Annotated in this window: 26 protein-coding genes; 5 read left to right on the top strand and 21 right to left on the bottom strand. The window is 56.3% G+C overall.

Annotation, left to right across the window (positions count from 1 at the left end; genetic code table 11):
* Positions 1-55 precede the first annotated feature (55 nt).
* The 10 genes from GRI36_RS12070 to tsaD form a co-directional block, all read right to left on the bottom strand.
* Positions 56-919 carry an HpcH/HpaI aldolase/citrate lyase family protein gene (locus GRI36_RS12070; RefSeq protein WP_160598681.1) on the bottom strand — a complete coding sequence of 288 codons (864 nt, stop codon included), beginning with the start codon at positions 917-919 and terminating at the stop codon, positions 56-58.
* Positions 916-2,865, bottom strand: a complete 1,950-nt coding sequence (acs, locus tag GRI36_RS12065; protein ID WP_160598680.1) for an acetate--CoA ligase — start codon at positions 2,863-2,865, stop codon at positions 916-918. Before acs ends, GRI36_RS12070 begins: the two co-directional genes overlap by 4 nt.
* A 13-nt stretch (positions 2,866-2,878) precedes the next feature.
* On the bottom strand, positions 2,879-3,409 hold the full coding sequence (locus GRI36_RS12060; protein WP_160598679.1) for a hypothetical protein: 531 nt from the start codon (positions 3,407-3,409) through the stop codon (positions 2,879-2,881).
* The gene (locus GRI36_RS13970; RefSeq protein WP_268893858.1) at positions 3,406-3,537 is read right to left on the bottom strand and encodes a hypothetical protein; all 132 of its coding nucleotides are present in this window, start codon (positions 3,535-3,537) and stop codon (positions 3,406-3,408) included. Before GRI36_RS13970 ends, GRI36_RS12060 begins: the two co-directional genes overlap by 4 nt.
* Positions 3,538-3,540: 3 nt before the next feature.
* Positions 3,541-4,281, bottom strand: coding sequence for an OmpA family protein (locus tag GRI36_RS12055; protein WP_160598678.1), 741 nt, complete (start codon positions 4,279-4,281; stop codon positions 3,541-3,543).
* A gap of 49 nt (positions 4,282-4,330) precedes the next feature.
* Entirely contained in the window at positions 4,331-4,456 is a 126-nt protein-coding gene (locus GRI36_RS13965) for a hypothetical protein (RefSeq protein WP_268893857.1), read from the bottom strand.
* A 267-nt stretch (positions 4,457-4,723) separates the two neighbouring features.
* On the bottom strand, positions 4,724-5,263 hold the full coding sequence (locus GRI36_RS12050; protein ID WP_160598677.1) for a Pvc16 family protein: 540 nt from the start codon (positions 5,261-5,263) through the stop codon (positions 4,724-4,726).
* Between the two features lie 35 nt (positions 5,264-5,298).
* Entirely contained in the window at positions 5,299-6,804 is a 1,506-nt protein-coding gene (locus tag GRI36_RS12045) for a lipopolysaccharide biosynthesis protein (protein WP_160598676.1), read from the bottom strand.
* A complete protein-coding gene (locus GRI36_RS12040; protein ID WP_407985673.1) occupies positions 6,801-7,805 on the bottom strand; it encodes an NAD(P)H-dependent glycerol-3-phosphate dehydrogenase in 1,005 nt (334 codons plus the stop codon). The genes GRI36_RS12045 and GRI36_RS12040 overlap by 4 nt, the downstream gene beginning before the upstream one ends.
* Positions 7,802-8,836 carry a tRNA (adenosine(37)-N6)-threonylcarbamoyltransferase complex transferase subunit TsaD gene (gene tsaD, locus GRI36_RS12035; protein ID WP_160598675.1) on the bottom strand — a complete coding sequence of 345 codons (1,035 nt, stop codon included), beginning with the start codon at positions 8,834-8,836 and terminating at the stop codon, positions 7,802-7,804. Before tsaD ends, GRI36_RS12040 begins: the two co-directional genes overlap by 4 nt.
* Positions 8,837-8,880: 44 nt before the next feature.
* On the opposite strand from tsaD, the gene hemC reads away from it, so the two are divergent.
* The 3 genes from hemC to GRI36_RS12020 all read left to right on the top strand — a co-directional run bounded on the left by hemC (position 8,881) and on the right by GRI36_RS12020 (position 11,475).
* Positions 8,881-9,807, top strand: coding sequence for a hydroxymethylbilane synthase (gene hemC / locus GRI36_RS12030; protein WP_160598674.1), 927 nt, complete (start codon positions 8,881-8,883; stop codon positions 9,805-9,807).
* A gap of 2 nt (positions 9,808-9,809) precedes the next feature.
* Positions 9,810-10,496, top strand: a complete 687-nt coding sequence (locus GRI36_RS12025) for a uroporphyrinogen-III synthase (RefSeq protein ID WP_160598673.1) — start codon at positions 9,810-9,812, stop codon at positions 10,494-10,496.
* Positions 10,497-10,608: 112 nt separating this feature from the next.
* A complete protein-coding gene (locus GRI36_RS12020) occupies positions 10,609-11,475 on the top strand; it encodes an MICOS complex subunit MIC60 (RefSeq protein ID WP_235902252.1) in 867 nt (288 codons plus the stop codon).
* 32 nt (positions 11,476-11,507) lie between these two features.
* Here the strand turns inward: GRI36_RS12020 and GRI36_RS12015 are convergent, their stop codons facing one another.
* Positions 11,508-12,722, bottom strand: a complete 1,215-nt coding sequence (locus tag GRI36_RS12015) for an FAD-dependent monooxygenase (RefSeq protein ID WP_160598671.1) — start codon at positions 12,720-12,722, stop codon at positions 11,508-11,510.
* Positions 12,723-12,926: 204 nt separating this feature from the next.
* On the opposite strand from GRI36_RS12015, the gene GRI36_RS12010 reads away from it, so the two are divergent.
* Positions 12,927-16,154, top strand: coding sequence for an FG-GAP-like repeat-containing protein (locus GRI36_RS12010; protein ID WP_160598670.1), 3,228 nt, complete (start codon positions 12,927-12,929; stop codon positions 16,152-16,154).
* On the opposite strand, the gene GRI36_RS12005 is transcribed toward GRI36_RS12010, so the two are convergent.
* From GRI36_RS12005 to GRI36_RS11965, 9 genes are all read right to left on the bottom strand, one after another.
* The gene (locus GRI36_RS12005; RefSeq protein ID WP_328598388.1) at positions 16,151-17,026 is read right to left on the bottom strand and encodes a glycosyltransferase; all 876 of its coding nucleotides are present in this window, start codon (positions 17,024-17,026) and stop codon (positions 16,151-16,153) included. The genes GRI36_RS12010 and GRI36_RS12005 overlap by 4 nt on opposite strands.
* A gap of 38 nt (positions 17,027-17,064) precedes the next feature.
* Positions 17,065-18,750, bottom strand: a complete 1,686-nt coding sequence (locus GRI36_RS12000; RefSeq protein ID WP_160598668.1) for an asparagine synthetase B family protein — start codon at positions 18,748-18,750, stop codon at positions 17,065-17,067.
* A 163-nt stretch (positions 18,751-18,913) separates the two neighbouring features.
* Positions 18,914-19,063, bottom strand: coding sequence for a hypothetical protein (locus GRI36_RS11995; RefSeq protein ID WP_160598667.1), 150 nt, complete (start codon positions 19,061-19,063; stop codon positions 18,914-18,916).
* A 91-nt stretch (positions 19,064-19,154) separates the two neighbouring features.
* Positions 19,155-19,445, bottom strand: a complete 291-nt coding sequence (locus GRI36_RS11990; RefSeq protein WP_160598666.1) for a PqqD family protein — start codon at positions 19,443-19,445, stop codon at positions 19,155-19,157.
* Between the two features lie 56 nt (positions 19,446-19,501).
* The gene (locus GRI36_RS11985) at positions 19,502-20,368 is read right to left on the bottom strand and encodes a sulfotransferase domain-containing protein (RefSeq protein WP_160598665.1); all 867 of its coding nucleotides are present in this window, start codon (positions 20,366-20,368) and stop codon (positions 19,502-19,504) included.
* Positions 20,365-21,300, bottom strand: coding sequence for a hypothetical protein (locus tag GRI36_RS11980; protein WP_160598664.1), 936 nt, complete (start codon positions 21,298-21,300; stop codon positions 20,365-20,367). Before GRI36_RS11980 ends, GRI36_RS11985 begins: the two co-directional genes overlap by 4 nt.
* On the bottom strand, positions 21,287-21,898 hold the full coding sequence (locus tag GRI36_RS14040) for an aspartyl/asparaginyl beta-hydroxylase domain-containing protein (protein ID WP_160598663.1): 612 nt from the start codon (positions 21,896-21,898) through the stop codon (positions 21,287-21,289). The genes GRI36_RS11980 and GRI36_RS14040 overlap by 14 nt, the downstream gene beginning before the upstream one ends.
* Before the next feature lie 54 nt (positions 21,899-21,952).
* Positions 21,953-22,753: a sulfotransferase gene (locus GRI36_RS11970; protein ID WP_160598662.1), complete on the bottom strand. Its 801-nt coding sequence runs from the start codon at positions 22,751-22,753 to the stop codon at positions 21,953-21,955.
* A gap of 8 nt (positions 22,754-22,761) precedes the next feature.
* Entirely contained in the window at positions 22,762-24,480 is a 1,719-nt protein-coding gene (locus tag GRI36_RS11965) for an ATP-binding cassette domain-containing protein (RefSeq protein ID WP_160598661.1), read from the bottom strand.
* 66 nt (positions 24,481-24,546) lie between these two features.
* Here GRI36_RS11965 and GRI36_RS11960 point away from each other — a divergent pair, with 66 nt between their 5' ends.
* Positions 24,547-25,728 carry a nucleotidyltransferase domain-containing protein gene (locus GRI36_RS11960; protein WP_160598660.1) on the top strand — a complete coding sequence of 394 codons (1,182 nt, stop codon included), beginning with the start codon at positions 24,547-24,549 and terminating at the stop codon, positions 25,726-25,728.
* Between the two features lie 8 nt (positions 25,729-25,736).
* Here the strand turns inward: GRI36_RS11960 and GRI36_RS11955 are convergent, their stop codons facing one another.
* Positions 25,737-26,192 (bottom strand): lasso peptide biosynthesis B2 protein, encoded by a 456-nt coding sequence (locus GRI36_RS11955; protein ID WP_160598659.1) that lies wholly within the window; start codon positions 26,190-26,192, stop codon positions 25,737-25,739.
* Positions 26,193-26,267: the final 75 nt, after the last annotated feature.

Raw genomic sequence — 26,267 nt, 5'->3', positions numbered from 1 at the left:
AACTAATGTTTTCGTTCTCTTGCAGCCTTGCTTGTGGGCCGCAAGTGCAATGACTTCAAGGGGTGTTTCGCTGCGCCGCCTGATGCAATGCCAATGTGCGCTCGGCCTCACGCAAGTGAAGCATTTCTGTCATTTTTCCGCCTACTTTAATTACGCCTTTGCCGGTATTGCCAGGATCAGCGAAAGCATCGCGGATGGCCAGCGCACGTGCGACCTCCGCTGGCGAAGGGCTAAACGCTGCATTGGCGATTTCAAGCTGGTCGGGGTGGATCAGCGTCTTGCCGTCGAAACCTAGCTCGGCCGCTTGGCGGCATTGGGCGCCAAGGCCTGCCAAGTCGGCAATATCGTTGAAAACGCCGTCGATAATCGAAAGCCCGAATGCGCGGGCACCGACCACCGCTTGGGTCAATAGCGGCAGGAAGGGGGTGCGATCAGTGTCCAGTTTGGCCCGCATCTCCAGCGCGAGATCATTGGTGCCCATGACATAGGTCGTAAGGTTTGCTGCCTTCGCCTTGGCTGAAATTGCACTCAATTGGGTGAAGGCGATGCAAGTTTCGAGCATGGCCCACAGTTCCGGCCCGCCACCCAATTGCTGGCGATAAATTTGTGCTTCGTCCGGGTGGCACAGCTTGGGGACCAGTACTGCAGCCGGGCCGCAGCCAGCCATCGCGGCGCAGTCTGCAGGTCCCCATTCGCTGTCGAGTGCATTGACGCGCACCACCAGCAATCGGTGGCCAAAGCCACCTTCACTTACCGCTGCAACCGCTGCCGCACGCGCTTGTGCTTTGGCTTCGGGAGCAACCGCGTCCTCCAGATCTAGGATTACCGCGTCGCAATCCGCCGCACGCGCTTTGGCAACCGCGCTCGCACGGTTGGCGGGCAGGTAGAGAACGCTGCGGAGCGGGCGGATTTGGTTCATTTCTTCCGGTTCGCCAGCAGATCATCGACCACACTAGGGTCTGCGAGCGTTGAAGTATCACCCAGATTGCTTACGTCATTTTCCGCTATTTTGCGCAAGATGCGCCGCATGATCTTGCCGCTGCGCGTTTTCGGCAGGCCAGGGGCAAATTGGATTGCATCGGGCGTGGCAATCGGGCCGATTTCCTTGCGGACCCATTTGACCAATTCGGCGCGCAAGTCTTCTGTATCTTCGACATCGGCATTGGTCGTGACGTAAGCGTAGATGCCTTGCCCCTTAATGTCGTGCGGCATACCGACAACTGCAGCTTCCGATACGCTGTCATGCGCGACCAGAGCGCTTTCGACTTCGGCGGTGCCCATTCTGTGGCCCGACACATTGATCACGTCGTCGATCCGGCCAGTTATCCAGTAATAGCCATCTTCGTCGCGCTTGCAGCCATCGCCAGTGAAATACATGCCGGGGAAGGTGTTGAAATAGGTCTGGAAGAAGCGGTCGTGATCGCCGTAAACCGTCCGCATCTGCCCAGGCCAACTGTCAGTGATAACTAGTGGGCCATCGGTAGCGCCGGCCTGGATGTTACCGTCATTGTCGACGATTTCCGGCTTGACCCCGAACATCGGCTTGCTTGCGCTGCCGGGCTTGAGAGCGGTCGCGCCGGGCAACGGCGTGATCATCGCTCCGCCGGTTTCGGTTTGCCACCATGTATCGACGATCGGGCAGCGGCGGTCTCCGACCACGCGATGATACCAGTCCCAAGCTTCGGGATTGATTGGTTCACCGACAGAACCAAGCAGGCGCAAGCTTTTGCGGCTGGTCTTGGTCACCCATTCATCGCCCTCGCGCATCAGGGCACGCAAAGCAGTCGGCGCGGCGTAGAAAATTTCCACCTGATGCTTGTCGATGACTTCCCAGAAACGCGAGTGATCGGGGAAATTGGGCACGCCTTCGAACATTACCTGCGTCGCGCCATTTATCAGCGGCGCATACACCACATAAGAGTGCCCAGTGACCCAGCCCACATCGGCCGCGCACCAATAGACCGGCATTTTGCCATCTGCGTTGGGTTTGTAATCAAACACATACTGATGCGTCATGCTGGTCCACACAGCATAGCCGCCGGTGGTGTGGAGCACGCCTTTGGGCTTTCCGGTCGAGCCCGAGGTATACAGAATAAACAACGGGTCCTCGGCATCCATCAATTCAGCAGGACAATCGCTGGATGCACCATCCATCACCTCAGTCCAGTCGACATCGCGACCCGACACAATTTGAACATCGGCGCCCGTCCGGCGCAGCATAATTACGGTCTCGACCGCCACTTTGTCGCACGCCGCATCGACATTGGCCTTCAGCGGAATCGGTTTCCCACCGCGCAACCCCTCATCGGCCGTGATTACGATATTGGACTGACAATCCTCGATTCGGCCTGCCAGCGCGTCGGGGCTGAAGCCGGCAAAAACCACCGAATGAACCGCGCCAATCCGCGCGCATGCAAGCATCGAAATTGCGGCTTCGGGAACCATCGGAAGATAGATGGTGACCCGATCGCCTTTCTTGACGCCGCGTGACTTCAGAACATTGGCGAAACGGCAGACATCACGGTGCAATTCGCGATAGGTGATTTTCCGAACGGTCTCGGAAGGATTGTCAGGTTCCCAGATAATCGCGACCTGATCGCCGCGTGTTTCCAAGTGCCGATCAAGCGCATTGGCTGTGATGTTGAGCTTGCCGCCTTCAAACCAGCGAATATGGAAATCTGCTTCGTCGAAGGAGGTGTCTTTGACGGTATGGAACGGTTCGATCCAGTCGATCCTTTGCGCCTCGTCGCGCCAGAAACCAGCCGCATCATCAATCGAGCGTTGGTACTTTTCCAAATAGGTCGCGCTATCGATCAGCGCGTGTTCTGCCCATTCAGCTGGAACTGGAAAAAGTGCATCGCTCATTAGTCGTTCCTAATCAGAGTTTGCCGAATTTATCTTCATATCCAGCCGTATCGCCAGCATCGAGTAGCCTCGCCTGCTCCGTCCAGTTGTCGCGCCGGATGCGGCCTTCAAACCGGCCCAACTTGGCATCTATCTGATCGATGTCGGCATCGTTCCATCCGGCTATTTGAGCGAACCGTGTAATCCCAAGTTCATTGAGCAAAGTCTTTAACTTCGGACCTACACCCTTGATGCGGGTCAGATCGTCACCCTTTTCGGCCTTGATTGCAGCGGGGGCAATTGTTTGAGCAGCAATTGTTTCGGCTGGCACTACGATAGCTGCTGGTGCTCCTACGGGCGGAACGACTGGCGCAGTCGCAGCAGGCGGCGCGTCGATTAACGCCTGATTGCGCGATGCGGGACCCTTGCCTTCGTCGAGCACGTCGCTTTTGTCGGTCTCAACTTTGGTGCGGCGTAGCGCGACAAATATCCACCACGCGACGATCAGTCCGACCACCACAGCAATCACAAAAAGCGGCCAATTGGCCTGCACCAGTTCCATCACAGTGTCGTATCCTCTTCAATCTCGATAATCTGTTCATCAGGCGTGCGGCCCCAGATCAGCCAACCCATAATCAAGCCGATTGCGTAAGCAGCGAGCAGCAGAACCATCAATTCAAACCAGATCGGCATTTCTTATCGGGCTCCCGGAGTGTCGACCGGCGTTGGTTGCAGCGGTTCGGTCGCAATCACTGAAAATTCGATTCGCCGGTTTGCTGGATCGGATGCATCAAGCCCTTCGACCGGATTGCGCGAGCCAACGCCTCTTGCTCGCAATCCGTCGCGCGGAATGCCGCGGCGGATCAGCGCGTTTCTTACTGCGTTTGCGCGTTCGCGCGATAATGCCAGATTGCCTGGTTCCGGCCCTGAATTATCGGTGTGCCCGACAATCGCGATTATACTGCCAAGGCAAGGGCGCAAAGCAGCCTCCACTTCATCAAGTAATTCGCGGCTGGAACTGTCCATCGAACTCGACGATTCTTCGAATCGGATTGTCCGTGCACGCAGCAGGCTTTCCACATCTTCCTGACAATGCATCGGCGTCCGCGCTTGCTCGCCGCGTTCGACGATTGCTGTGCCATCAGCCCAACGTATTCCGCCAACACCCGCTATTGCCGCAACTGCTTCAGCAACTTCGGCGCGATTTGCCTCGTCCAATCCCTCGCCGCCGGTGAGAACCGGATGGCGCGAGGGCCAATCGTTTATGGTGCTAAAATCCGCGGTAACATCACCGCCGCCAACCTGTTCGATCACGATTTTCGCCTTCGCTGCAAGCTCCTCTGCCATGGGCTGGGAGGTGAATCCTGCTCCGACAAAGGCAAGCGCCGCTGTTGCGAGTGCGCCGGAAATCAGGGCTATAGTCGGTCGGATCGGCATGGAGGCATCTTAACCGCCCGCAGCCCATCCGGAAAGAGCCTAGCGCAAGCTATCCGCCGGGCTGATCGGCCAATCCTTCGGCAATTTCGGCCAATTCGGGGAAATCCTGCCGCCAGTCATCGCCATTGCTACCAGTCATTTTACCAATATCGCCGAAATCATAGCTACCGTGCAATTTATCTCCGCACAAATTCTGGATTCTGGCGCATACTTACAGAACCGCAATGTTGGACTTAGGGTTACACCTGTAACCTAACACACCTATCGCAAGCTATTGAAAGAGAATAATTATCTTGTTGGGTTTCGGGTTACACATTTGCTCGGGGTACGCCGCGCGCGGCTGGTCGGGTGCTGTCGGATAGGTCATCAAACGACGATAGCGAAAGCGGTAGATGTAGGAAAATTCCTTGTATTCGGAATAGCTTACCGAGCACTGGTTGCTCTATTCCGGCTCAGCAGATCTTATTGTCGGGATCATGCTATCTATCGAACCTTGCCCGACTTCCAGCCCACGCACCAGATATAGCGCGCAAGGTACTTGATCACGCCCGAGGCTTGACCACAGCGCCGACATCTCGGTCACCGCCAAATCCTGCCATTCAAACGACAGACGGTCCAACCCGGAAGGTAGGTCGGAAGAAGTCTCGCGTGACATCCGGGGATGCGCAGTAAATTGGGCAATTGCCCCCTCCAATGCCGCAAGCGATTTCGTGTAATCTTGGTAATGCGCCGAAACCATTATCATCAATTTCAAATGCAGCGATGGCTGCGCCGGGGCACGGGGGCCGCCGCCGCGGACAGGGGCTGCCATGTTGGATATCGAAGCCTCGCGCTGGAGTTGGACTAGGCTTAGATAAAGTCCCTCGGGCTGCTCTGCGGTAGGAGGGGTGGCGAGATAAACGGACTGAAGGTCAGAGCCGCTCTCGCGGCGCAATTCCCGGTTCAAATGTTCGGCAAGAAAACCCAAGGTTTCAGCAATCATCGATGCCCTCATTTCCTAATTATTCCGCGAGATTATCAACCATCCGATTTCGACAAATTCTTCCGGAACAGGACCCTATCCTCCGGCCCGAACCCTTTGTGCCAGATAATCCAGCCATAGGTGAGCAATATTGCAGGGATACCGAATATCAGTTCGGCCCATTCTGGCAGGAACGTGGCCGCGAATCCGACGACAACCGCAGGGCCAGCTGCCCAGACCAGCGCCCAGCGCCAATTGTTGATCGGATGGCCAAGGATGCGGCCAAGCAACCACGCCTTGACCAGCGAGGATAGGCCCAGCGAAATGGCAAGCGCTAGCGCGGCAGCAGCAGCCTTGAATGGCTCGCCATATTCCAGATGGACCACGAGCATTATCAGCGCGATTGTCAGTAACGCTTGGAACACGATCGTGCTGATCGAAATCCACAAATTGCGCACTCTTGCAACATAGACCAGCACCGCTTCCGAAACGACGGCAGTTCCCGCGACGACTTCCGCCACCAGAAGGAAGCCGAGCGCGCCAGTACCGCCGACAAACTCGGGTGCAAACAGACCCATCACGCCTTCGCCCGGAATACCCAGAGCAAGGCCGATGCCAGCCTGTGCGGCCAAAATCCAGAAACCGACCTGGCACACTTGCTGCGCGATTGCGGCGTAATTTCTGGTCTTCAAATTCTTGGTGATCACCGGGCTCAGGATTGGTTCAAAGCTGGTTTTCAGTTTCTGCGGCAAGCTGGCGATTTGCTGCGCGGCCCAGTAAATGCCGACCGCAACCGGTCCTGCGAACCAGCCGAGGATGAGAATGTCGAGCAGTCTTGTGCCGCGTTCCACCGCATCTGCGGTCGCCAGCGGAACAGCGCGCCACACCAGCTTGGCCATGTAGATCGGATGAGGGCGCCAACCTCTGGGCAGACCATAAGTGCGCAGAAATGACCAAAGCCCAACGAGTAACCCCGCATAGATCGACACCAGATAGGCCATCGTAAGCCCGCTATTTTGGATCCAGCCGACATAGAAAAATGCGCCAGCCGCAATTGAAATCGTCCATGGTTCGACCACCGCGCGCGCGCGAACAGTGGTGGCAATGTCATAACGATAGGCCTGCGCGGCAAGGACAATCTCTGTCAGTGCAAATGCCGGAATGGCGAACACCAGCAGCTTGTCCATATCGCTGTAATCGCCATTGGGATAAAGCAGTATCGGTGCGAACCACAGGATCAGCATCGGGATTATGGACAGCATCACCGCCAGCAGCATTGCGTCAAAAACCAGATTGGCGGGGCGATCGTCGCTCTCCTCCAGCCGCTGCGCTAGCCCGCGCTTTTCACCCATCGAACAGATCAGCGAGGTAATCTCGATAACTACCAGCGCATAGGCGAAAATGCCCAGCGCCTCTGCGCCATAAAGCCGCCCGGCAATGAACATGAACGGTATCCGAGCCGCAAGTCGCAGCACAAAGCCGAACATATTGGTTCGCCCGCCTTTGGCCAAGGCGGCGATGTCGCCCTGATCCGCGGGTTCAGTCGGGGCAGTGGCGTTCATGCGTCGCTGTCGTGTTCGGCGCGCAAGGGGCGGGCAAGCAATTGGGTCACAACGGTCTGTGCAGGCTCGCCGGCCAGCAAACGTGTTACGCCTTCGACAATCGGCATTGCGACGCCGCGCTTATGCGCCAGTTCATTGAGAACCGGCGCCGTATGCGCGCCTTCTGCGACGGTCTTGCGGTCGGCCATCAGCGCCTCGGGCGATTGCCCTTGGCCCAGCGCTTTGCCGAGCGAGAAATTGCGGCTGGAAGTGGAGGAGCAGGTCAGCACCAAATCGCCCAGGCCGCATAGGCCGGCAAGCGTTTCGCTCTGCGCACCCAAGGCTTCGCCAAACCGCAGCATTTCGGCATAGCCGCGCGCGATCAGCGCAGCGCGCGCATTCTGGCCAAGACCCAGTCCGTCGACCACACCGCAGGCAATCGCGAGCACATTCTTGACCGCTCCGCCAATTTCCGCGCCCACGACATCGTCCGAATAATATGGGCGGAATTGCGGACGGGCGATAAGCGGTTTGAGCCGTTCCCATTGTTGTTTGCCGCCACTGCAAGCGAGCGTGACCGCCGTCGGCAGTCCGGCTGCGACCTCATGCGCAAATGTCGGGCCGGACAGGATTGCGATGTCGCTGCCGGGTGCGGCGTCTTTCGCAACGTCGTTCATCAGTCTGCCGGTGCCTGCCTCTATGCCCTTGCTGCACAAGACAAGGTCTGCCGGGTGCGCCTTCATGGCACCAAGGACAGCGCCCAGATGCTGTGCCGGAGTAACTGCAAGGATGGCCGAGCACGGTGCCAGATCAGCCAAGTTTTCGGTTGCGCGAATTGCTTCAGACAATTTGGCAGATGGCAGGAACAAGCTGTTGCGGTGCTGCGAATTTATCTCTTCAACGAGCTCGCTCTCGCGGGCCCACAACACGATCTCGCGGCCATCCGATGCAAGCATTTGTGCAAGCGCAGTGCCCCATGCGCCGCCGCCGATTACGCCAACAGGTGTCATACTCTCGCTCATCCCTTCGCACCTGCACCGCGTACGGGTTCAGCTTCGGGATCGAGCGGCCAACGCGGCCGCGCGACAAAATCAAGCGGGTCCGATTGACCCAAGGCAAGCCGCTCGGCACCTGCCCAAGCGATCATCGCGGCATTGTCGGTGCACAGCGCCATGGGCGGCGCGACAAAGCGCATATCGTGTTTCGCTGCGAAACCTTCGAGAGCGCTGCGGATCGCCGCGTTGGCCGCTACGCCGCCTGCGACAACCAAGGCTGGCATTGGCTCGCTGGCGTCAAGCGAAACCCGCAAGCGGTCGAGCAGGCAGTCAATTGCTGCCTGCTGGAAACTCGCTGCAAGGTCAGCGTCGGAGTGCTCGCCAGATTGTTGCGCGCGCATAACCGCGCTTTTCAGGCCTGCAAAAGAGAAATGGGGCTCCCCGCTGCCGACCAGTGGGCGGGGGAGGGGGACTGCTTTCGCATCGCCCTCCAGCGCCAGTTTCTCGACGGCTGGTCCGCCGGGATAGCCGAGGCCCAAAATCTTGGCGGTTTTGTCAAACGCTTCGCCCAGTGCATCGTCGATGGTGGTCGCAAGGCGGCGGTATTGACCAACGCCCTCAACCCGCAAAATCTGGCAATGGCCGCCCGAAACCAACAGCAAAGCATAGGGAAATTCGAGTGATGCATCAGCAAGGCGTGGCGATAAAGCGTGGCCTTCAAGATGGTTGATCGCGATCAGCGGAACATCGCTGGCCATTGCGAGCGCCTTTGCGCTGACCAATCCGACCATTACCCCGCCAATCAGGCCGGGACCAGCGGTTGCTGCAATCGCGTCCAGATCGGCCAGTTCCAAATCAGCTTCGTCCATCACTTCGGCGATCATCGGGGCCAGTTTTTCTGCATGGGCGCGTGCGGCAATTTCGGGAACAACTCCGCCATAGGGGGCATGCGCCTCTATCTGGGAGGCGATCCGCTGCGACACAATTTCCCGCTCGGTGGTGACCAACGCGACGGCTGTCTCGTCACAGCTGGACTCAATTCCAAGGACAATACCCATGGCTCTTTCCCTTAGCGACATGGCCCGTTAGAGCAAGCTTACCTATGACCAAACAGCCAAAATTACGCCTTGGAACACGCCAATCCCCGCTCGCGGTAGCGCAGGCAGAAGAGGCACGAGAGCGTCTGTGCCAGGCTCACGGTTGGGACGAAGCTGATATCGAGCTCGTCAAAGTGCGCGCCAGCGGGGACAAAATTCAGGACCGCCCGCTGGCCGATATCGGAGGTAAGGCGCTGTGGACACGCGAGCTGGATATCTGGCTCGCCGAAGGCAAAATCGACGCGGCGGTCCATTCGATGAAGGATGTCGAGACAATCCGGCCTGACAGCCTGACGATTGCCGCGATACTCCCCCGCGAAGACGTGCGTGACGTGCTGATAGGCGCGCGGTCTATCCGCGAAATTCCGCAAGGTGCGAGAATCGGCACCAGCGCACCGCGCCGCGCGGCTCAGATGCTGCACCAGCGGCCCGATTGCAGCATTGTTTCGTTTCGCGGCAATGTTGCCACGCGGCTGGCTAAACTTTCTGCGGGCGAGGCGGATGTGACCTTGCTCGCTGCCGCTGGTCTTAACCGAACAAACCGGCAGGGTACCGGCACCGCGCTCGATCCTGCCGAATGGCTTCCTGCCCCGGCGCAGGGTGCAATCGGTATCGAATGCAACACAGCTGATGCGCAAACACGCGCATTCCTCGCCGCAATCGACGATGCTCCGAGCAGACACTCAGTAATGGCCGAACGTGCTATGCTCGGAGCGCTGGGCGGAACCTGTCACAGCCCGATTGCAGTTATGACGACCCGTGATGGTGAGATGCTCGCGCTGAGAGCCGCAATTTTCAGCGCGGATGGTTATGAACGGGCCGAAGGCACAATCCGCATGGCTCCCGGCGATATGGCCGCTGCTGCTGGGCTTGGCCGCGATTTGCTCAGCCGCGCGCCGATCTCAATCACAAAGCTGTTTGAAGGCGGCTGATTGTGTCGCAGGCGCGCACTATCGTATGTATCAGGCCAGAGCCGGGGCTTTCGGACACCGTCGTCAAGGGCCGGGAATTGGGGCTGACCATCACAGGCGTCCCGCTGTTCACAATCGAACCGCTTGATTGGGTTAATCCCAAGCGCGAGGATTTTGACGGAATTCTGCTGGGCAGTGCCAATGCGATCCGTCAAGGCGGAGAGCAGTTGAAGCATCTTAAACGACTGCCTGCCTATGCGGTCGGCCGAACAACCGCGAAGATCGCGCAAGCGGCTGGCTTCACCATCCAAGTTGTGGGGAAGGGCGGGTTGCAGGCTCTGCTCGACAATTTACCCGTCCGGCCAATCCGCCTGTTGCGCTTGGCGGGGGAGGAAAAAATTCCGCTTTCACCCGCCTCTTGGCAAGAAATCGTGGAAAGAATTGTCTATCGTTCGGTCGCTTTGCCGATGCCCGATACGCTGCCTGCCATATTGGCAAACCATGCGATAATAGCGCTGCATTCAGCAAGCGCAGCTGAGCATTTTGCAAGTGAATGCAGACGGTTGGCAATAGATCGCGGCACTATAGCTGTGGCAGCTCTCGGCCCCAGAATAGCTGACGCAGCAGGCGATGGCTGGGCTGAAGTCGCCGTGGCGGCTGCGCCCGATGATGCCGCTTTGCTGGCCATGATTCAAAACATGTGTAAATAACGAGATAAGGTCGCACTTGCTATACAACCGCATTTGAAAGCGGGCCGAAGAACGGAAATTGATGGACCGACAAATCTCAAGTCCCCGAAAGAACGGGTCCTGGCAGGCGATATTGGGCGTCACACTTTGCGCTTTCTTGCTTGGCGCTCTGCTGGTCGGGTACTTTACGTGGGACGGCGAGCCAACTCGGGGCGACGTTGCAGTAGAAAATGAAGCTGTGGGCGTAACTGCCGACGCTATTGTAGATGATGAAGGGCCCAGCCCGGCCCCGTCGGAAGCGGCGACCGTGGAAGATGCGGCGCAAGCAACCGAAGCAGTCGAACGCGTAGAACAACAACAAGGCGGCCTAGACCAGCGATTGGCGGCGGCAGAACAGCGTCTGGCGCGGCTCGATCTTCAGGCTCAGGCAGCATCGGGCAATGCCGGACGGGCAGAAGCTTTGTTGATTGCATTTGCTGCGCGCCGTTCGCTCGAACGCGGCGCAGAGCTTGGCTATCTGGCGGACCAATTGCGGCTACGGTTCAGCGATGCTCTGCCCAATGCGGTCAACACAGTGATTGAAACATCGCGCAATCCCATCACTATCGATCAATTGATTGCACAGCTTGATGGCGTGGCACCGGATCTGACTGTGAACAGTGATGAAGGCGCAATTGAAAGTTTGAGGCGGGGGTTGAGAGAGATGTTCATCATTCGCCGTGAAAGTACGCCGTCGCCGCAGCCCGAACGCCGGGTAGAGCGAGCACGACTATTTCTGCAAAGCGGCCGTGTTTCTTCCGCGATTCAAGAAGTTGAGAGCCTGCCTGGTGCAAATAATGCCGAGTCCTGGATTGCAGATGCGAAACGGTATGCAGCGGCCCAGCGGGCGCTAGATCTGATTGAAACTGTTGCCGTGGTCGAGCCGGAGCGTCTGCGCGATGGCAAAGGAACCCCCATCAAACAGCCCGGACCGGGCCAGCAATCACCCACAGAGCAATAGTCAAAAACTAGCCGGTTTTCTATCAAGGCAATTCATGCCTTTAGCAGTTCGGGCATATCGCCGGTCATGCCGCGTGCTTCATCCATGAACCAGTTTTTCAAGATAGGGGTGCGCTGGACGCCGGCCATTCCCAGCCGCCGCGCTGCAGATGCGGTCTTGCCCGGTACCCCGAACAAGCGGGTGAGCCCGTCGGTGGCGAGTGCGACCATAAAACTGTCGAGACCGCGCCAGCGTTCATATTTTGCCAGCAATTGTGCGTCACCTGGCTCCAGCCCCAGCCGCATTCCCTCTGCGAGTACATCAACCAACGCGCCAACATCGCGCAATCCAAGGTTCAGTCCTTGTCCTGCAATTGGATGGATACCGTGCGCGGCATCGCCAATCAGCGCGAGCCTGTCTGATGTAATCTTTGCGGTATGATGGAAGCCCAGCGGATAGGATGATCTCGGTCCTACGGAGGTAATCTCACCAAACATCGTGCCCATCCGCTTTGCGACCTCTGCCAGAAAGGCGCGGTCGGATAGTTTTAAGGTGCCTGCCGCATCAGCCTCATCCACCGTCCAGACCAGCGCACTACGATGTGTGCCATCGGGCAGATCGAGCATGGGCAATAGCGCAAATGGTCCGGCGGGATAGAATATTTCCCACGCTACCTGATCATGCGACTTTTCGTGTGTCAGTCCGGCGATTATAGCACGGTGGCTGTAACTCCATTTGGCAATAACAATGCCTGCGTCATCGCGCGTTGGTGACCCGCGCCCCTCTGCTGCGATCATCAGATTGGCACGCAGGGTCTGTCCACTGGCAAGCGTAGCACTAACGCCGTGCGCGCCGCGCTCGCGCGCTGTTACATCGGCCCTCGCGTGCCAAGAAATGAGCGGTTCTTCGCTTGCTGCTTCGAACAAAGCCAGGCGCAACTCGCGGTTGGCGAACATCCGGCCCAACGTGCCTTCATGCGGTTCAGGCGTAAAATCGAGCGCCCCCGGCTTCATCTGGTCGGTCACCGCAATCGAGGCAATCGGCGATCCGTGCGGTTCAAGGCGCGGGGCTAGCCCGATATTGGTAAACAGGTTCCAGCTGGCGGTGGAAATGGCAGATGCGCGTCCGTCAAAACCTTCTGCGGTCAATTCTGACGGATCGGCGCGATCCACCACATGGCTGGAAATGCCTTTCTTCGCGGCAGCCAGAGCCAGTGTCATGCCAACCAATCCGCCGCCCAAAATCAAAAGGTCGCGCTGTTCATCCATTGTGGTTTTCCATGCGTGTTTAAAATGCCGGGCGAATATTGCCGCTGTTTGGTTTGTCCTAGAGGTAACGCTGCCTGGCAAGCAAGCGTTCCTCGCTTGCGAAGAATGGTCTGTGTGATAGTGTTCTGGCTAATTGAGGGGGCAGTCGTCAAACGAGACTGTTCAAGCGATCCGCATCACTATCGGGGCACTATCCAACATATCATGACAAACGCATCTACGGGGCAATATGCGGATGGCGGTAATGCGCCGGGCATTGGCAAATTTTTCGCGGATAGGCGCCTGCTTCTGGCGATTGCTCTGACTGCGCTAATTGCGGTCTATTTCTGGACTCAATCGCGCTATCCGGCGCTTGACGAAAAAGCCATGATGGGCGGCGGCACCAACGTCAGCGGCATCGCTTTTGATGAGCTACTTGAATGGATTCCGGGCAGCGGCATATTGTGGGAAATTACCGTCAATTCGGTCAATTGGATGTACACCAATTGGAAGGGGATGACGTTCGGCGTGTTGTTTGCCGCTTGCGCGCTAACCTTGTTTGGCCTGATTGAGCGGCGCGGGTTTGAAAATCCGTTCGCCAATGCGGCGCTGGGGGCAGCAATCGGCACTCCGCTGGGGGTATGCGTAAATTGCGCGGCACCGATCGCGCGCGGATTGCACAGCTCGGGAATGCGGCTGGAAACGACGCTAAGCGCTTTGGTCGCGTCCCCGACTTTGAACGTAATAGTGGTCAGCATGACATTCGCGCTGCTGCCATTTCATGTTGCTATTGTGAAGCTGGTTGCGGCGCTGGGCTTCGTGTTGATCGGGGTTCCGTTGCTGACGCGGCTATTGGGCAAATCGGGGTATAAAGAAACCGCGCTCGATGCTGCGCATGACGAGCTGGACAGCCGCCGCGGATGGTTGACCCGCAAGTTGGAGGCGCTTCGGCCATTACCGGTTCCGGCATCGGACATCGACAATTGGGGCAAGGCTTTGCTCTGGCTTGGGCGGACATTTGGCCGCAATTTGCTATTTATTGTCGCGGTCACAGTTCCCTTGATGATATTGGCTGGTGTGCTGGGCTCGATCATGGTCACCTTGCTCGATTGGGATGATTTTCGGCGGATTGTCTCTGTTCCCAAAGGTGAAATCGGCATTTTGCTGGCGATGTGCGCGATTGCGGTGGTGGCGATTATCCTGCCGGTGCCGATCGCGTTTGACGTAATTCTCGCGGTTATTCTGATCAATGCCGGTTGGCCGGTAAAATTTGTTATGCCGCTGCTGTTCGCACTCGGCTGTTTCAGCATCTATTCCTACATGATTGTGGGCAGGGCAGTGTCCTGGAAAATCGCCAGCGGAATGATGGCCTCTTTGGCCGGCTTGGCAGTTTTATGCGGGGTAGTGGTCAATTACGCTGACAAATATGTGATCCTTCAGGCGCATGAAGCCAACATTGGCTATCTCGCTGATTTCGAATTGGAGAAGCCGGTGGCCGGGCCATCCAATGCGGTGGACTTTGCGGATCTCGATCCGGCTAAGCGGGTAGAGCTGGCTGCAGCTGATGCTGCGATAGAACATAGTGGGCCGGGTGCGGTGTCGGCTTTGACCGCGACGCCCTTCGCTGATGGTAAAAATAACGCAAAAGTCGGCTTTCAACGATTGATGGGCCCTGAAATCGGTCTCGATGTTACACCGTATCCGGTCGGGTTGGACGTGCTCGAACCCTATCTGATGTTTTGGGCAATGGCCGCGGGCGATATCGAGCAGGACGGCTGGGTTGATTTGATAATGGCGCGCAACCCGTCGGTTGGGGGCTTGCAAATGTTTTCCAATCGCGGGGGCAAATTTGTCGAAGTGAAGCTCGATCTTGGGCCGGTATCGGAGCAATTTGTCGGTTCGGTCGTTCTCACAGATTTGAACGACGACCGGCTGCCCGATTTGTTCGTCTCCAGCTTCCTGCATGACACGCAAATATTCTGGAATAACGGCGGTAAATTCGATTATGACAGGCGAACCGTGCTGCCAAACGGGCAAGCCGGACTGGTCGGCGCACCGGCCTTTGCTGATTTGGACGATGATGGTGATTTGGACATCGTCGCAGCCAATTGGACATTGGGCACCACCGGCAACAACAACAACCCCTATCTAATCTCATCGACTGATCGAATTTTTTGGAACGAAGGCGTCAGCAAATTTACTCCGCAAACTCTTGTGGGTATCCCCGGCGAATCGCTCAGCTCACTGGTCACAGATATTAATCAGGATGGGCACATGGACATCATGATTGGCGATGATGTTTCAACAGCGGACAAGATTTATCTGGGCCGCGGCGGACGCCAATTTGAATTGATGACCAAGTCGGAAGGGTTGGTCCCCTATCTGACTACAACCACCATGAGTTACGACATGGGGGATATCGACAATGATTTGCAGCAGGAGCTGTATTCGGCGCAGATTGCAATGCCGAGCCGGCAGATGCAATCCATTCCCTCATTGGCCTATTGCGAAGACAATCAGTTGAACTTGCAATCAAAGGGCGCGTGCTTTGTCGAAATACGCAATCGCGCGATGCCGATCGATCTTGCCCATTCGCTCTATTCGCGTTGCAACGAAATTACCGTTCCTAAATACAAAGCATTATGTGCGGCCACCAGCGCCATCCAGCGCTCCGGTTATTTGGCCGATACAAGTTTCTGTTCGAAATTGGCCGGGTTGAGTGATGAATTTGTGAGGCATTGCGAACGCGCCGCGACCGAGCGGTATCCGAACGCTGCTGAGGCGATTGAAAAATTGGATTACCTTGGAGGCATCAGGGGGCGCAATGTTTTGTTGAAGATTGACGATGCGGGCGTGTATCAGGATCGTGCTCTTGACTTCGGAGTGGACCGCCCCGGCTGGAGCTGGAATTCGCGCTTCGTCGATCTCGATCAGGATGGCTGGCAGGATCTGTTTGTCGGGTCTGGGATGATCTACCACCGAACCACGGTGGCCAATGCATTCTACCGCAACCAAGGCGGCAAGAATTTCATTCGAGAAGAAGCGCGCTTCGGGCTGTCCGACGGAATGGCAACCTCCAGCTATGCTCTGATAGATTATGATCGGGACGGCGATATGGATATCATCCGTGCCTCGGCGCTGACGCAGCCAATTATTCACCGAAATGACGCACCTTCCGGCCGTGCGCTGTGGGTGCGGTTGGAAGATGAGCTGGGTAATCGGGCAGGTGTCGGGTCGCAGGTTTTGCTAAGCTTGGCGGATGGAACGCGGCAAATGCGTGAAATTCGCCAAAGCGGCGGGTTTGCTACCGGTATCTATCCGCAGGCGCATTTCGGGTTGGGCAAGTCAGGCAAGGTGAGCCGCGTCGACATTATCTGGCCGGATGGCACCAAGACCGGGTTGACCGGCGATTTCGCGGCAAACAGCGAATTGATTATCCGCCGCGCGCCCTAGCTGATGTCGCTGCCAGTATTGGCTACGAAATGATGGGAAGTCAGGAATCTGGTATATGCCGAATACCAATCCTGAAAGGCGCGGACATAGCTGGCATCGGCAGTTGCGGCATCCAGATGTCGCCCGAAATGCCATGGCTTTGCAGGACCGTTGAAATGCAGCACCTTGGCTTCAGACATTGGCGCGATGGCAGCATTCCTCAGGGCTGAGCCATGGCCAACCAGATAATTATGCGAGGCACCGGCAAGAGTAACCTGCCTTCCAAACATTTTGTTGTAAACTGCCTGATCAGTGTGCTGGGTCGCGATTTCACCCCAAACCTTGTGGTCCAAATGGCCGAGCAAGGCGGCCCAGTTTTCCGGTGTGCGAAGTTCCGGCCTGATCAGCATCAGACCGGCATTGAAGGTCGCAAAGCCATCTCTCACCGGCGTTCTTGTCTCAGAGCCATCCAATTCAGCCAAGCTGCTTTGGTCGCGGCCCGATCCGATTAGCTGCGCCCGATCCCCACAGGCGATGATGGCACCATCCATTGCCAACATGGCATCTATGCCTGAGCGGAACAGCAAGTCGCTGTCGCAGAATAACACGTTGCCCGCGCGGGCAGGATTGAAAGCCTCAAGTGAAAAGAACCGCCGGGCACGTCCTTGAAGCTTGGGAACGCTGCGGGTCAAATCGGCAATCGAGCGCGCCAATTTTTCCGATGGCTCGCTAAAGCCGATCCTCTCGAAACTTACCGAAAGCTGATATTTGTCTTTGTCGGCTAAGTCGTCCGCCAAGACAGCGATATCGCCATCGAAGTCAGGATGCGCCTGAAGGAAGGAATGCAGCATCACCCAAGTGCCCGGCAAATAGTCGCGCGATGTCACCGTCACCAGAGTGTCAATTTTTGCGGGGGCAGGTTTGGCCAAGGTCAAAACAGCAGGAACTGCAGCGCCCGGCGCTTGTAAGACAAGTTGGCTCGCACTGCTTCCTCCGGTCCGCGCAAGTCGGCGATCAACCGCTTGAGATCGACATATTGATCGCGTTCGCCCCTGCCATTCTGGCCTTCTAACAGATCAGCGCATCGGTGGAATGCCTTATGAAGGTGAGGAATTGCAGCCTTTACCCGGGCTGGCTCGGCTTTCTGCGTGTTGCGGCGAATTATGTCAGGAATGGCCGGGTCGATCATCTCGCGCATGATCCACCGCCGCGTGCCATCGCGCAAGAACATATGTCCGGGCAAAGACAATGCAAATTCCATCACTCTGCGATCAAGCAAAGGATAGGCATATTGAATGAATTTTGGCTGGGCAGATAGCGCCCAAGACTCCAGCCGGGAAGCGAGGTGGTTTGTATCAATCAAGCCAGCCATCACATGTTGCGGGCTGCGAAAGGAAATGGGTGCGTGTTTGAATTGGCCGATCAGGCTCGTATAGTCCGGCGATAGATAGCTGCTCTTGGTCCTGCGCTTCATCCCTGCTGATTGCACGCCTTTGCCCAATTCGCGCAAACCGTTTCTAATCCCCTTCAGCAAGGCTACCACGCCGGGGTTGTTTGAAACCCTGCTCAATTCGCGCCAATCGCCGCTGGTTAGCAATTGGGCGTGATAGCCGCGGCCATTGAAAGACAGGCCTTCGTCTCCGCCCCAACCGGAGAGAATTAAGCTGATTGACTGTTGCTGCGCATGATCCTGTATCGCGCCTTCACTGATTAGGATGCCTGCATCTATGCCCCGGCTCCAATCTGCTCGCAAAAGCGCCACGATGGAATCCTTATCCGCCACTGGAGCAAAGGCCTCGATCTGCAAGGCGTCGCGCGCTGCTTCCACCACGATTGACTCGTCGTCTTGGGGCATATCCGCAGCGCGCAAATGCCATGCATAGCCAATCGGCTCTGCACGCCGAGATTGTCGCAATAATCGGGTTGCTGTTGCCGCAACAGCAGAAGAATCAAGCCCGCCGCTCAAATGGACTGCAACTCGCTCGGCAGCACAGATGCGGTCTTCAACTGCGGTAGCAAAGACCGATCGTGCCGCTTCGACATATTCTGCTTCGTTATGCAATGTTAAAGGGGAGATGTCGCGAGGGTTCCACCAGCGCTCGATTTGGTGTCTCTTCGGTCCAACCTCCAGCGTATGACCTGGGGCCAGCTTTCGGATGCGCCTGTGGAATGTCCGGTCAGAGGATGCGAAAGTGTTATCGACGAGCGCCATCGCGGCAAATTCTGGGTCGATGCTATTGAGCGATGGGTCCGCAGCAATCAATGCGTCAATGTTACTGGCAAAGTGCATGCGATCGCTGCCAAGCGCGTAATAAAGTGGCCGGGCGCCTATGTGATCGCGCCCGCAGAATATGCTGCCTGCCTGCTGATCGATAATTACAAATGCAAAATCACCAGTTAGGTGGCGAATGCAATTAGGTCCCCACTTGCGGTACGCGCCGAGGATTAGATCGGCATCACTATCGGGCCGGGATTCACTCAATTGAGAAAGCAGTGATGCCCGGTCATCAATCCGCGCGTCTGCAAAGATCAACAAATTACCGGACTGCAAGCCACCAATGGACCTGCTGTCACCAGCCGTGCCGATCGGTGCCCGGTTTAGACTTGCCGTGATCATGGTTTCGGAAATAGCGCTATCGGTAAAAGAAGGGCAATGCCCCAGGCGCAAGAAATCACTGCCAGCAGATTGCTGATTCTATTTTTTCGGGCCTGAAAAGTAAGCGCGATAGCTAAACGGCAATCCGGACTAGCCAGAAATGCCGGTTAGTTAGCTAAAGTGTTTAGGATGTCGCGTAGAATATATTTTCTGTAGCACGAATATTGCCCGATCCGCCGCGTGTGCTGCGCACTGGTGTCACAGTAGTGACATTTGGCTTAGTCCAAGTCGCAGTTTTCGCTTGCGGGCTGCGCTCGTTCTGATGCTGTGTCATAAAATACCCCAAAATTAAAAATCGTGCGACCGACTATGGTCGCCTTTTTGCTTAAAATTACTGACTTTGCAAGGAAATTGGTGAATCTACCTTAGCTTTGAAAACTAACCAGCTTAAGCTGGTTTAATTCTGTCAGGAATTCAATCGTATCAGCGGCGCAAGTCTCTGCATCAACGTCGAATTCCCTTTGCACGTTCTCGCATAGCTGAGAGATAGTAAGGTCTCCGTCGATTTGTTTCCAGATTACCGATCCGGTCTGATCAAAATGAAAATATTTCCCGCTATCGATATCCATCAATGACATACCGTCAGCTACCTCGCTGAACAGCACATCCTCATTCCGTTTCACAACGCACTTAGCCGACAATTTGTTTTCCGCCATTTCGTCCCATCTTTCGTGTTCAAATCTATGGTCCAGCTGAGCCCGGTTTGCCGCGATCACACCCTATAGCCAAGCTCTTCGATAGCGCTCGCGTGTTGTTCTCGCACCTCAATTTTCTGCTCTTTACTCAGCTTTTTGTGTCCATCACCAATTCTGCCTCCACGAAAGAACGGCCTTTCCGAGGACGGCCGCTCGTTGAATCCGCTCTTGGTTTCGTCGCTTTGCAAGCGGTCTATTCGGCATCTTTCCACTGCGGCCAATAGCCGAGATTGATCGATCTCAATTGCACAAAAGCGAAGGACATCGGCAAAGTGCCGTTCGGTATCGCCGTGCAAATCTTCATAGCGCAGCAGATGCACCGGAATTTGATTTTGATCCAGCCAGCTTTGCGCATTGACGGACCAGCTTGACATAAATTGCGGCACCATCAGGCCGCCTTTGTTGGGCCATATGTCCAATCCCGCCTCGGCATCGGCCATCCGTGCTATCGTCCAATCGAAATCCCGTCCTTCATGATGGGCAAGCGACGGGACCACATCCACCGGATCGCGGACGATATAGATTGCTCCGGCGCTGGCCTCCGCCGGGAATAGATGGGTGCCGTCATGCGAAACGCGACAGGCGCTGTGAGTTTTGATGAAATATGGGGGCTGCGCGTGTTGCGCCAAATGGCGGTGCAATTGCGCTTGATAGGGAATCAGTTCCCTATCGCTCATTTCCGCCGAACTGATCCCTGCGTGATCGTCGAGCAATTGCCGGTCAAACGGATCCTGCTGGCCGATCAACGCGTTGATATCGAATTCGTCGTCGGGATAGCAATAAGCGGTTAGCAGGCTGCGCAGCCATGTGTTGCCCGATTTCGGGTAGGATGCGAGCCAGATAATGGACCGGCCATCTCCGAAACGGGCGGTAGCCTGTTTCATCTCGCTGGCTCGAAAGCGTTGCCTGCCTCGATCAGTTCAAGGCTACGAAGAATTGTTTCGGCAATTTTACGAGGAGGAACTGCTTGGGCAGGGCGTACAATTCTGACCATTGGCAATTCTTTGACCGCATCGGCAACAGTTTGAAACGCAAACCGCCGCATCTCCATTCCATCGATAAAGTTCTTGCGAAAGATGAACCGGCTTAGCGATTCAACTTTATGGGCTGGTGCGATGCCCTCACAACTTAATTCGCTGGCGTTGCTCGCTGATATATAGGCGATCCCGCGAATAGGTTCGGGCCTATCGTGAAAGGTGCCGCTGGGGAGGTAGAATTTCTCCATATCGCTGCGCACTTTGGCCAGGCCTTGCGGAGTGTGTCCCAGGGTTTTGAGCGAGTCCTGCCATAGCCGGATGGAAGGAAAAGCGGGAATCGCCATCGGAACGCCGCTGTCTGAGATGGTCAACCCGGTCACATCATCCGCCATCATCGGCAGGCCCAGTTCCAGCAATCCGCCAAGCGTGGTCGATTTGCCAGCGCCGGACCGGCCCATCACCAGCACCGCGCCTTTATCTGTGAGCACGCAGCAGGAATGGATCGGAAGGATTCGCCGCTGCATCAGCGCTGCGCCCAGACATGTGCCCAGCAAAACCGAGACAATTTGCGTGTCATCAGCGCTGGATTCACGGTGGTATAGGACCGAATTACCATCGGTAACCAGAAACCGGCCAACCTCAAAAAAGTGGCTCATGAATCGGCCTGGCCCGGCTTCCCAATTGCGAAATTTGTTCGCGCCCCCTGCGCCCACAGGAACGCGCCCTTCTTCGAAGACAATATCGGCAGCTGAGGTTGCATCGGGCGCTGCCAATTGCTCGAGAGCGGGTAGCGTAATATCTGAATTAATTGTCAGGCCATAGGCTTTATAGGTCGGCATTAGCGGCGGTGCCTCCGTCTGGTCTGACTGTGGTTTGCTGATAATCGCCCTCGAATACTTCAAAGATGAAGTGGATTCGGTCCTCGCTACCTTGGTTGACCGCGCCGTGAGAAATGATGTTGTTGACCTCGTACGCTTTGCCAACGTCTAGATGGAATCGACCATCACCAACCAGAAATTCGGCTTCGGGATTGGTCACCAGCGGGATATGGATTTTGTGCACGCGCTGGTTTGAACCAGCCCCGTCATAATGCGGATCAATCTGGTGTCCAGCAGCCAATTTGGCCAGCATTGCCTTGGGAAATTGCGGGTTGCGAAAGCCATATGGCGCAATCGCTTGCTGCATTAGCGGCATCAAGACGGGTTTCCACACATCCCAAGCTGGATTGGCATAAAAATCTTCAGGGTCGCGGTTCTCGCTTATGAAGCGGAATACTAGGTGCTGCGTGTGGTGAAATACGGCAAAGTCGTTCTCCTTATGCCGGTCCTCCTGCCCCCATGTCTCCGGCGATATACGGCTGGCAAGTGCAATCAGACGACTGACTTCGACAGTAGCCAACTCGCGGATATCTGTAGGTTTTTTGACCCGTGGCGGCACGTTTAAACTCCCCTTTTGCGCGCACCTGAAGCACGGCAATGGTCTGTGGCATATTTATGTTTCGATTATCCGATAGTCAAAATGTGACAGCAGTTCCGCATTGGGCCGGAAAACTTCATTGGCGGCGGCAATTTCCTCGGCAGACAGGCGGGCAATCTGTTCTGTGTTCATGTCTCTTAAGGGTTCGTCATAAGTTCCTTTAATCGCGAGCTTTTGGGCAAGGTCGAGTGGGCCGATCTCTGGCAAGAAGTTGGAGATCTGGTTGGAAATCTCCTGCGGTGATGCGCACAAATCCTCGTACCGGAAGTCGATAGATATCTCTGCATATTCCGAAATATTATGCCTCTGCGCGGTTAGGCAAGTGACCAGATGCCGTGCTGCAACTGTTGCCAAATCAGGGCTCCGGTTAAGGAAGCCGGCGCGGTCATGGCGGCGCAGAATGCCCTCCATCGCGGCGTAGGGATTGCGGACCATGAATAGAAAGGCGGCCCCGGCAAAATTGTTAGCCAGCTGATCTGCAATCAACAGGAACGGCGGCGCTTTGGTGTGGAAAATCGGGGCATCGTCGCGCTTCGCCGATGCATGGTAATACCACGCTCTTTTGGTCCGGCTCCAATCATAATCCGGGCTGTCGCGAAAATGAGCGATGCTATCTTCGCTGCTGCCCCATATTAAGGGCCACGGGCTTTCCAAAGTCGATGGGCCGGCAAAGCCGATCATATGTTGGCCCTCTTTCTCCAAACTCCAAACCGCAGGCGAAGTTGCCAATGCGCGGGAGAGATAGGTGGAGCCACTGTTGTTGGGGCACAGCAGAAACAGATGTGTCTTGATTGCATCGCGGCGGCGTTCAATCACAGCCGCACTCATGCTTCTAAAACCCGGCCATTTTCCAGGCGCAATACGCGGTCTGCATGGCGCAGGGTTTCGGCGCGGTGGGTGATCAGCAGGATCGAAAACTGGCTGCGTAGTGACCGCAAGCCTTCAAGCACCAGATCCTCCAGACGCGCGTCGAGAGCATTGGTCGCTTCATCCAGAATGAGTAGCCGGGGGCGGCGCAGCAAAGCTCTTGCCAGACAAATTCGCTGGCGTTCTCCTCCCGACAGCGACTGGCCTCGCTCACCGGCTCTGATGTCCAGCCCTTCGCGGCCATCGCTGGTAAGACCGTCAATCGCAGCTATTCTGATCGCTTCCCCTATGTCGCCTTCATCGCTGGTTCGTGCGCACCACATCAAATTTTCTTTGATGCTGGCGTCAAACAGGAACGGGTCTTGCGGCAGATAAGCCAACTGGTCGCGCCATTGCCGCATTTCCTGTTCGCTGCGAACTGCCTCTCCATCGGCAAATACCGTGCCTTTATCTGGCCGCAACAAGCCAGACGTGATGTCTAGCAATGTCGTCTTTCCAACGCCTGATGGCCCAACCAATGCGACAATCTCGCCAGCGGTAATTTCAAACGTTGCGCCGTTCAAAATCTTCTCGCCCGTGTCTGGATAGGTGTAACTGACATTTTCCAGCCTTAGTGAGGCCGGGCCAGACCTGTCTGATAAGGTGCAATTGGTAGCAGCGGGCGGAGCTGCCACCTGCCTTAATTCGATAAGAGTTCGATTGAGCTCGGTAAATGCGGGCAATGCATTTGCCAGCGACTGTCCAGTTTGCGCGATCATCTGGACCGGGCCGACCAGTCTTGCCAACACCAGAATCGTCACCGCAAGCACCGAAAGCGGTGTATTCAGAACGAACACGCCAATCAGCAGGGCGGCAATGACCGCCACGCCGGCGGCCATCTGGAACCAGCCACGCGCGACGATTTGGGAAGACATAAAGGCGGTTTGGTTTGTCCTCACATCGCGGATCGAGCCGGAGAACCTTTCAAGGAAATCTGCTTCAGCATTGTTCAATCTGGCCAGTTTTTGGCTCGACATGAAATCGCCGAGTACGCCGTAAATCCTGCGCCCCGACTTGGTCAGCTTCTTGCCCAATCGTCCCGCTTTACGCATCAGCGGGAGAGTGAACAGCAATGACACGCCTAGCAGCGCAAACACCAAGATCAACAGCATGGGCGAAAGCGCAGCAATAATGCCGAGTTGAACCACACTGAGCGCGATCATAGCCGCGGAACGCAGCATCTGGTCGGTGCTGGATGACAGTCGCGAAACGTCGTTGGTTATCGCATGTTCGAAATCGCTTCTCCGAAGCGCGCTGACGGTGGCCCAATCAGCATTGCCAATTGCGCTGAGCAAACGCGTCCTCCACCGGTCTACATAGGAAACCCCTAGGCTGAACAAGAGTGTGTCGCGCCGCCACATAATCAGATTGCGGATCGCCAGGATGATCAAGAACCCTGTCGTCAGTGCCAAAGCCCTTGAAAATTCCGTGACTAGGCCAATCCCGGACATTGCCGATAATGCAGAGCGTCCAAGTTCCGTGTCCGCATTGCCGGTGATAAGCGCAGCGAGCGGCAAAATTGCGAGAAGGCCTATCCCTTCGACAAGGGCACCCAAGACGACCAGTGTTGCAGCCCACGGCATCTGTTTGCCGGAATCGCGCCAAATATCGGCCAAATATGCTTTGAATGGTCCCATTGCGCGATGGGCCTTGCCAGATGGAAAGAAAGGCAACAAGCAGTTGTGGTTTAGCTGGGGGCTGTGGTGACCAAATTACTGGATAGAGAGCAAAGGTTGCTGGCCATGTTGCTAGCGACAATGCCGGGCGTTTCACCCTTTGCGCCTGAATTTTCGAGCGGTTCGCCCAATATGGACTGGACGCGCTTCGAGGCATTGGTGACCCGTCATCGCGTAGCTGCACTGGTCCATTCGGGTTTGGCAGCGGCACCGCACATCACTCCGCCATCAGATATGTGTGACCGCTTCGCGGCATCCACATCGGCAAATGCGCAGGTTTTTATGCGCGGGGTGCATGTCGCCGGATTGCTGACCACAGCGATGCGCGAAGCGGGCATCGCTTGCGCGGTTCTTAAAGGGATTGGCGTTGCCGCGCATTATTACGACCAGCCGTCAGATCGTGAGATGATCGACATCGATTTGCTGGTCGACCCGAACCGGTATGAGGAAGCGGAGACCATTGTCCGAGCGCACGGGTTTGACCGATTCTATCCGAAATTTGCTTTGGATCATAGAAAACGCGCCAGTTTTCGCCGATTGCACAATGCCATGACTTTTATCCGGCGCAACGACGGGCTGCAAATCGACCTTCATTGGCGCAAGGTCCAAAATCCGGTCTTGATGGCCCATCTCGACGCCAATTGGACCCGCCTGCTGGTCGAGGATGAAGCAGCAGGCCTGCCTATTCCGATGCTCCGGCCTGCCGCCCATGCCCTCTATATTGCCGCGCATGGGATCAAGCATGGCTGGGTCCGGTTGAAATGGCTGGTTGATATTGACCGTGTAATTCGCGGGATGACCTCTGACGAAATTGTAGAAATGCTCGATTTGGCAGAGCTGGGCCAGTTGGGAAAAATGCTGGCGGCCTCGCTCGATTTATCGCAGCGTATATTGGGAACGCCGTTGCCCAGCAACTTGCAGGATTTGGTTTGCAAGCACGATACGGACGAGATTATCGCATTGCAGATGCCGATGATTTTCGCTGAATTGCCCGCCCGCGAGCACAGCCTGAAGGACTGGCGCCACTTCATCCAACGTATACGCCATTCTATGCTGTTGCATGATGGGCGCGGATATCGCCGTGAGGCTTTGCTGCGCGAACTTGCCCGGCCCGCAGATCTCGAAATATTGTCGCTGTCTCCAGCGCATTTGTGGCTGCTATCGGTACTCTCCCCTATCCTTGGGATTGGGCGATTGTTCCGGCGCTAGAATTTCGGTCAATCCCGCTTCTGTGATCCCAAAATGGCATAATCTTCCGGGTCGCAATTGCCAGTTACCATTATATCACCAGCCATCAACCAGGCGTGAAATTCGCGGTTAACCTCGGCCTCCCTGCGGGTGCCCAAAAACAATTCAGTCGGTATGTTGCGGCGGCTCAGCATCCACCGTGCGGTAAGCGCTTGCGGCAGGCAGACGAATTTGACCGGCACATTGCGGCCAACGCGCTTAATTGTGCGCAGTACCATGCGCGCCTGCTCCCGCTGGGGTTTGCCCAATTGCTCCGCCTCGCAAGGTTGGTAGGTTTTGATCGCCACCTGCTTGCGCCATTTGGAAAGCGGCACGAAATCGACAACAATCCGCGCTATTGCCAGCAATATGCTGGCCTCGAGAAAGGCGAATTTTTCGCTAGCGGGCAAATCGCTGAAGGTCCGGATTTTTCGCGCGATTGGCATTGCTGGATGGCGGCTTTCATTAGGCAGCGATTGCGACTTGCCCGTCCAAGCACTAGATGGCCGATTGTGCAACAC

It is taken from the genome of Pontixanthobacter gangjinensis (assembly GCF_009827545.1).
Lineage (GTDB): Bacteria > Pseudomonadota > Alphaproteobacteria > Sphingomonadales > Sphingomonadaceae > Pontixanthobacter > Pontixanthobacter gangjinensis.
This window is presented reverse-complemented; position numbering and strand designations above follow the sequence as displayed.

Bases quoted from the DNA above. Each gene is read 5' to 3' on its own strand.
- GRI36_RS12070 (WP_160598681.1), bottom strand. From the start codon at position 919: ATGAACCAAATCCGCCCGCTCCGCAGCGTTCTCTACCTGCCCGCCAAC.
- acs (WP_160598680.1), bottom strand. From the start codon at position 2,865: ATGAGCGATGCACTTTTTCCAGTTCCAGCTGAATGGGCAGAACACGCG.
- GRI36_RS13970 (WP_268893858.1), bottom strand. From the start codon at position 3,537: ATGCCGATCTGGTTTGAATTGATGGTTCTGCTGCTCGCTGCTTACGCA.
- GRI36_RS12055 (WP_160598678.1), bottom strand. From the start codon at position 4,281: ATGCCGATCCGACCGACTATAGCCCTGATTTCCGGCGCACTCGCAACA.
- GRI36_RS12050 (WP_160598677.1), bottom strand. From the start codon at position 5,263: ATGATTGCTGAAACCTTGGGTTTTCTTGCCGAACATTTGAACCGGGAA.
- GRI36_RS12045 (WP_160598676.1), bottom strand. From the start codon at position 6,804: ATGAACGCCACTGCCCCGACTGAACCCGCGGATCAGGGCGACATCGCC.
- GRI36_RS12040 (WP_407985673.1), bottom strand. From the start codon at position 7,805: ATGAGCGAGAGTATGACACCTGTTGGCGTAATCGGCGGCGGCGCATGG.
- tsaD (WP_160598675.1), bottom strand. From the start codon at position 8,836: ATGGGTATTGTCCTTGGAATTGAGTCCAGCTGTGACGAGACAGCCGTC.
- hemC (WP_160598674.1), top strand. From the start codon at position 8,881: ATGACCAAACAGCCAAAATTACGCCTTGGAACACGCCAATCCCCGCTC.
- GRI36_RS12015 (WP_160598671.1), bottom strand. From the start codon at position 12,722: ATGGATGAACAGCGCGACCTTTTGATTTTGGGCGGCGGATTGGTTGGC.
- GRI36_RS12010 (WP_160598670.1), top strand. From the start codon at position 12,927: ATGACAAACGCATCTACGGGGCAATATGCGGATGGCGGTAATGCGCCG.
- GRI36_RS12000 (WP_160598668.1), bottom strand. From the start codon at position 18,750: ATGATCACGGCAAGTCTAAACCGGGCACCGATCGGCACGGCTGGTGAC.
- GRI36_RS11995 (WP_160598667.1), bottom strand. From the start codon at position 19,063: ATGACACAGCATCAGAACGAGCGCAGCCCGCAAGCGAAAACTGCGACT.
- GRI36_RS11990 (WP_160598666.1), bottom strand. From the start codon at position 19,445: ATGGCGGAAAACAAATTGTCGGCTAAGTGCGTTGTGAAACGGAATGAG.
- GRI36_RS11985 (WP_160598665.1), bottom strand. From the start codon at position 20,368: ATGAAACAGGCTACCGCCCGTTTCGGAGATGGCCGGTCCATTATCTGG.
- GRI36_RS11980 (WP_160598664.1), bottom strand. From the start codon at position 21,300: ATGCCGACCTATAAAGCCTATGGCCTGACAATTAATTCAGATATTACG.
- GRI36_RS11965 (WP_160598661.1), bottom strand. From the start codon at position 24,480: ATGGGACCATTCAAAGCATATTTGGCCGATATTTGGCGCGATTCCGGC.
- GRI36_RS11955 (WP_160598659.1), bottom strand. From the start codon at position 26,192: ATGCCAATCGCGCGAAAAATCCGGACCTTCAGCGATTTGCCCGCTAGC.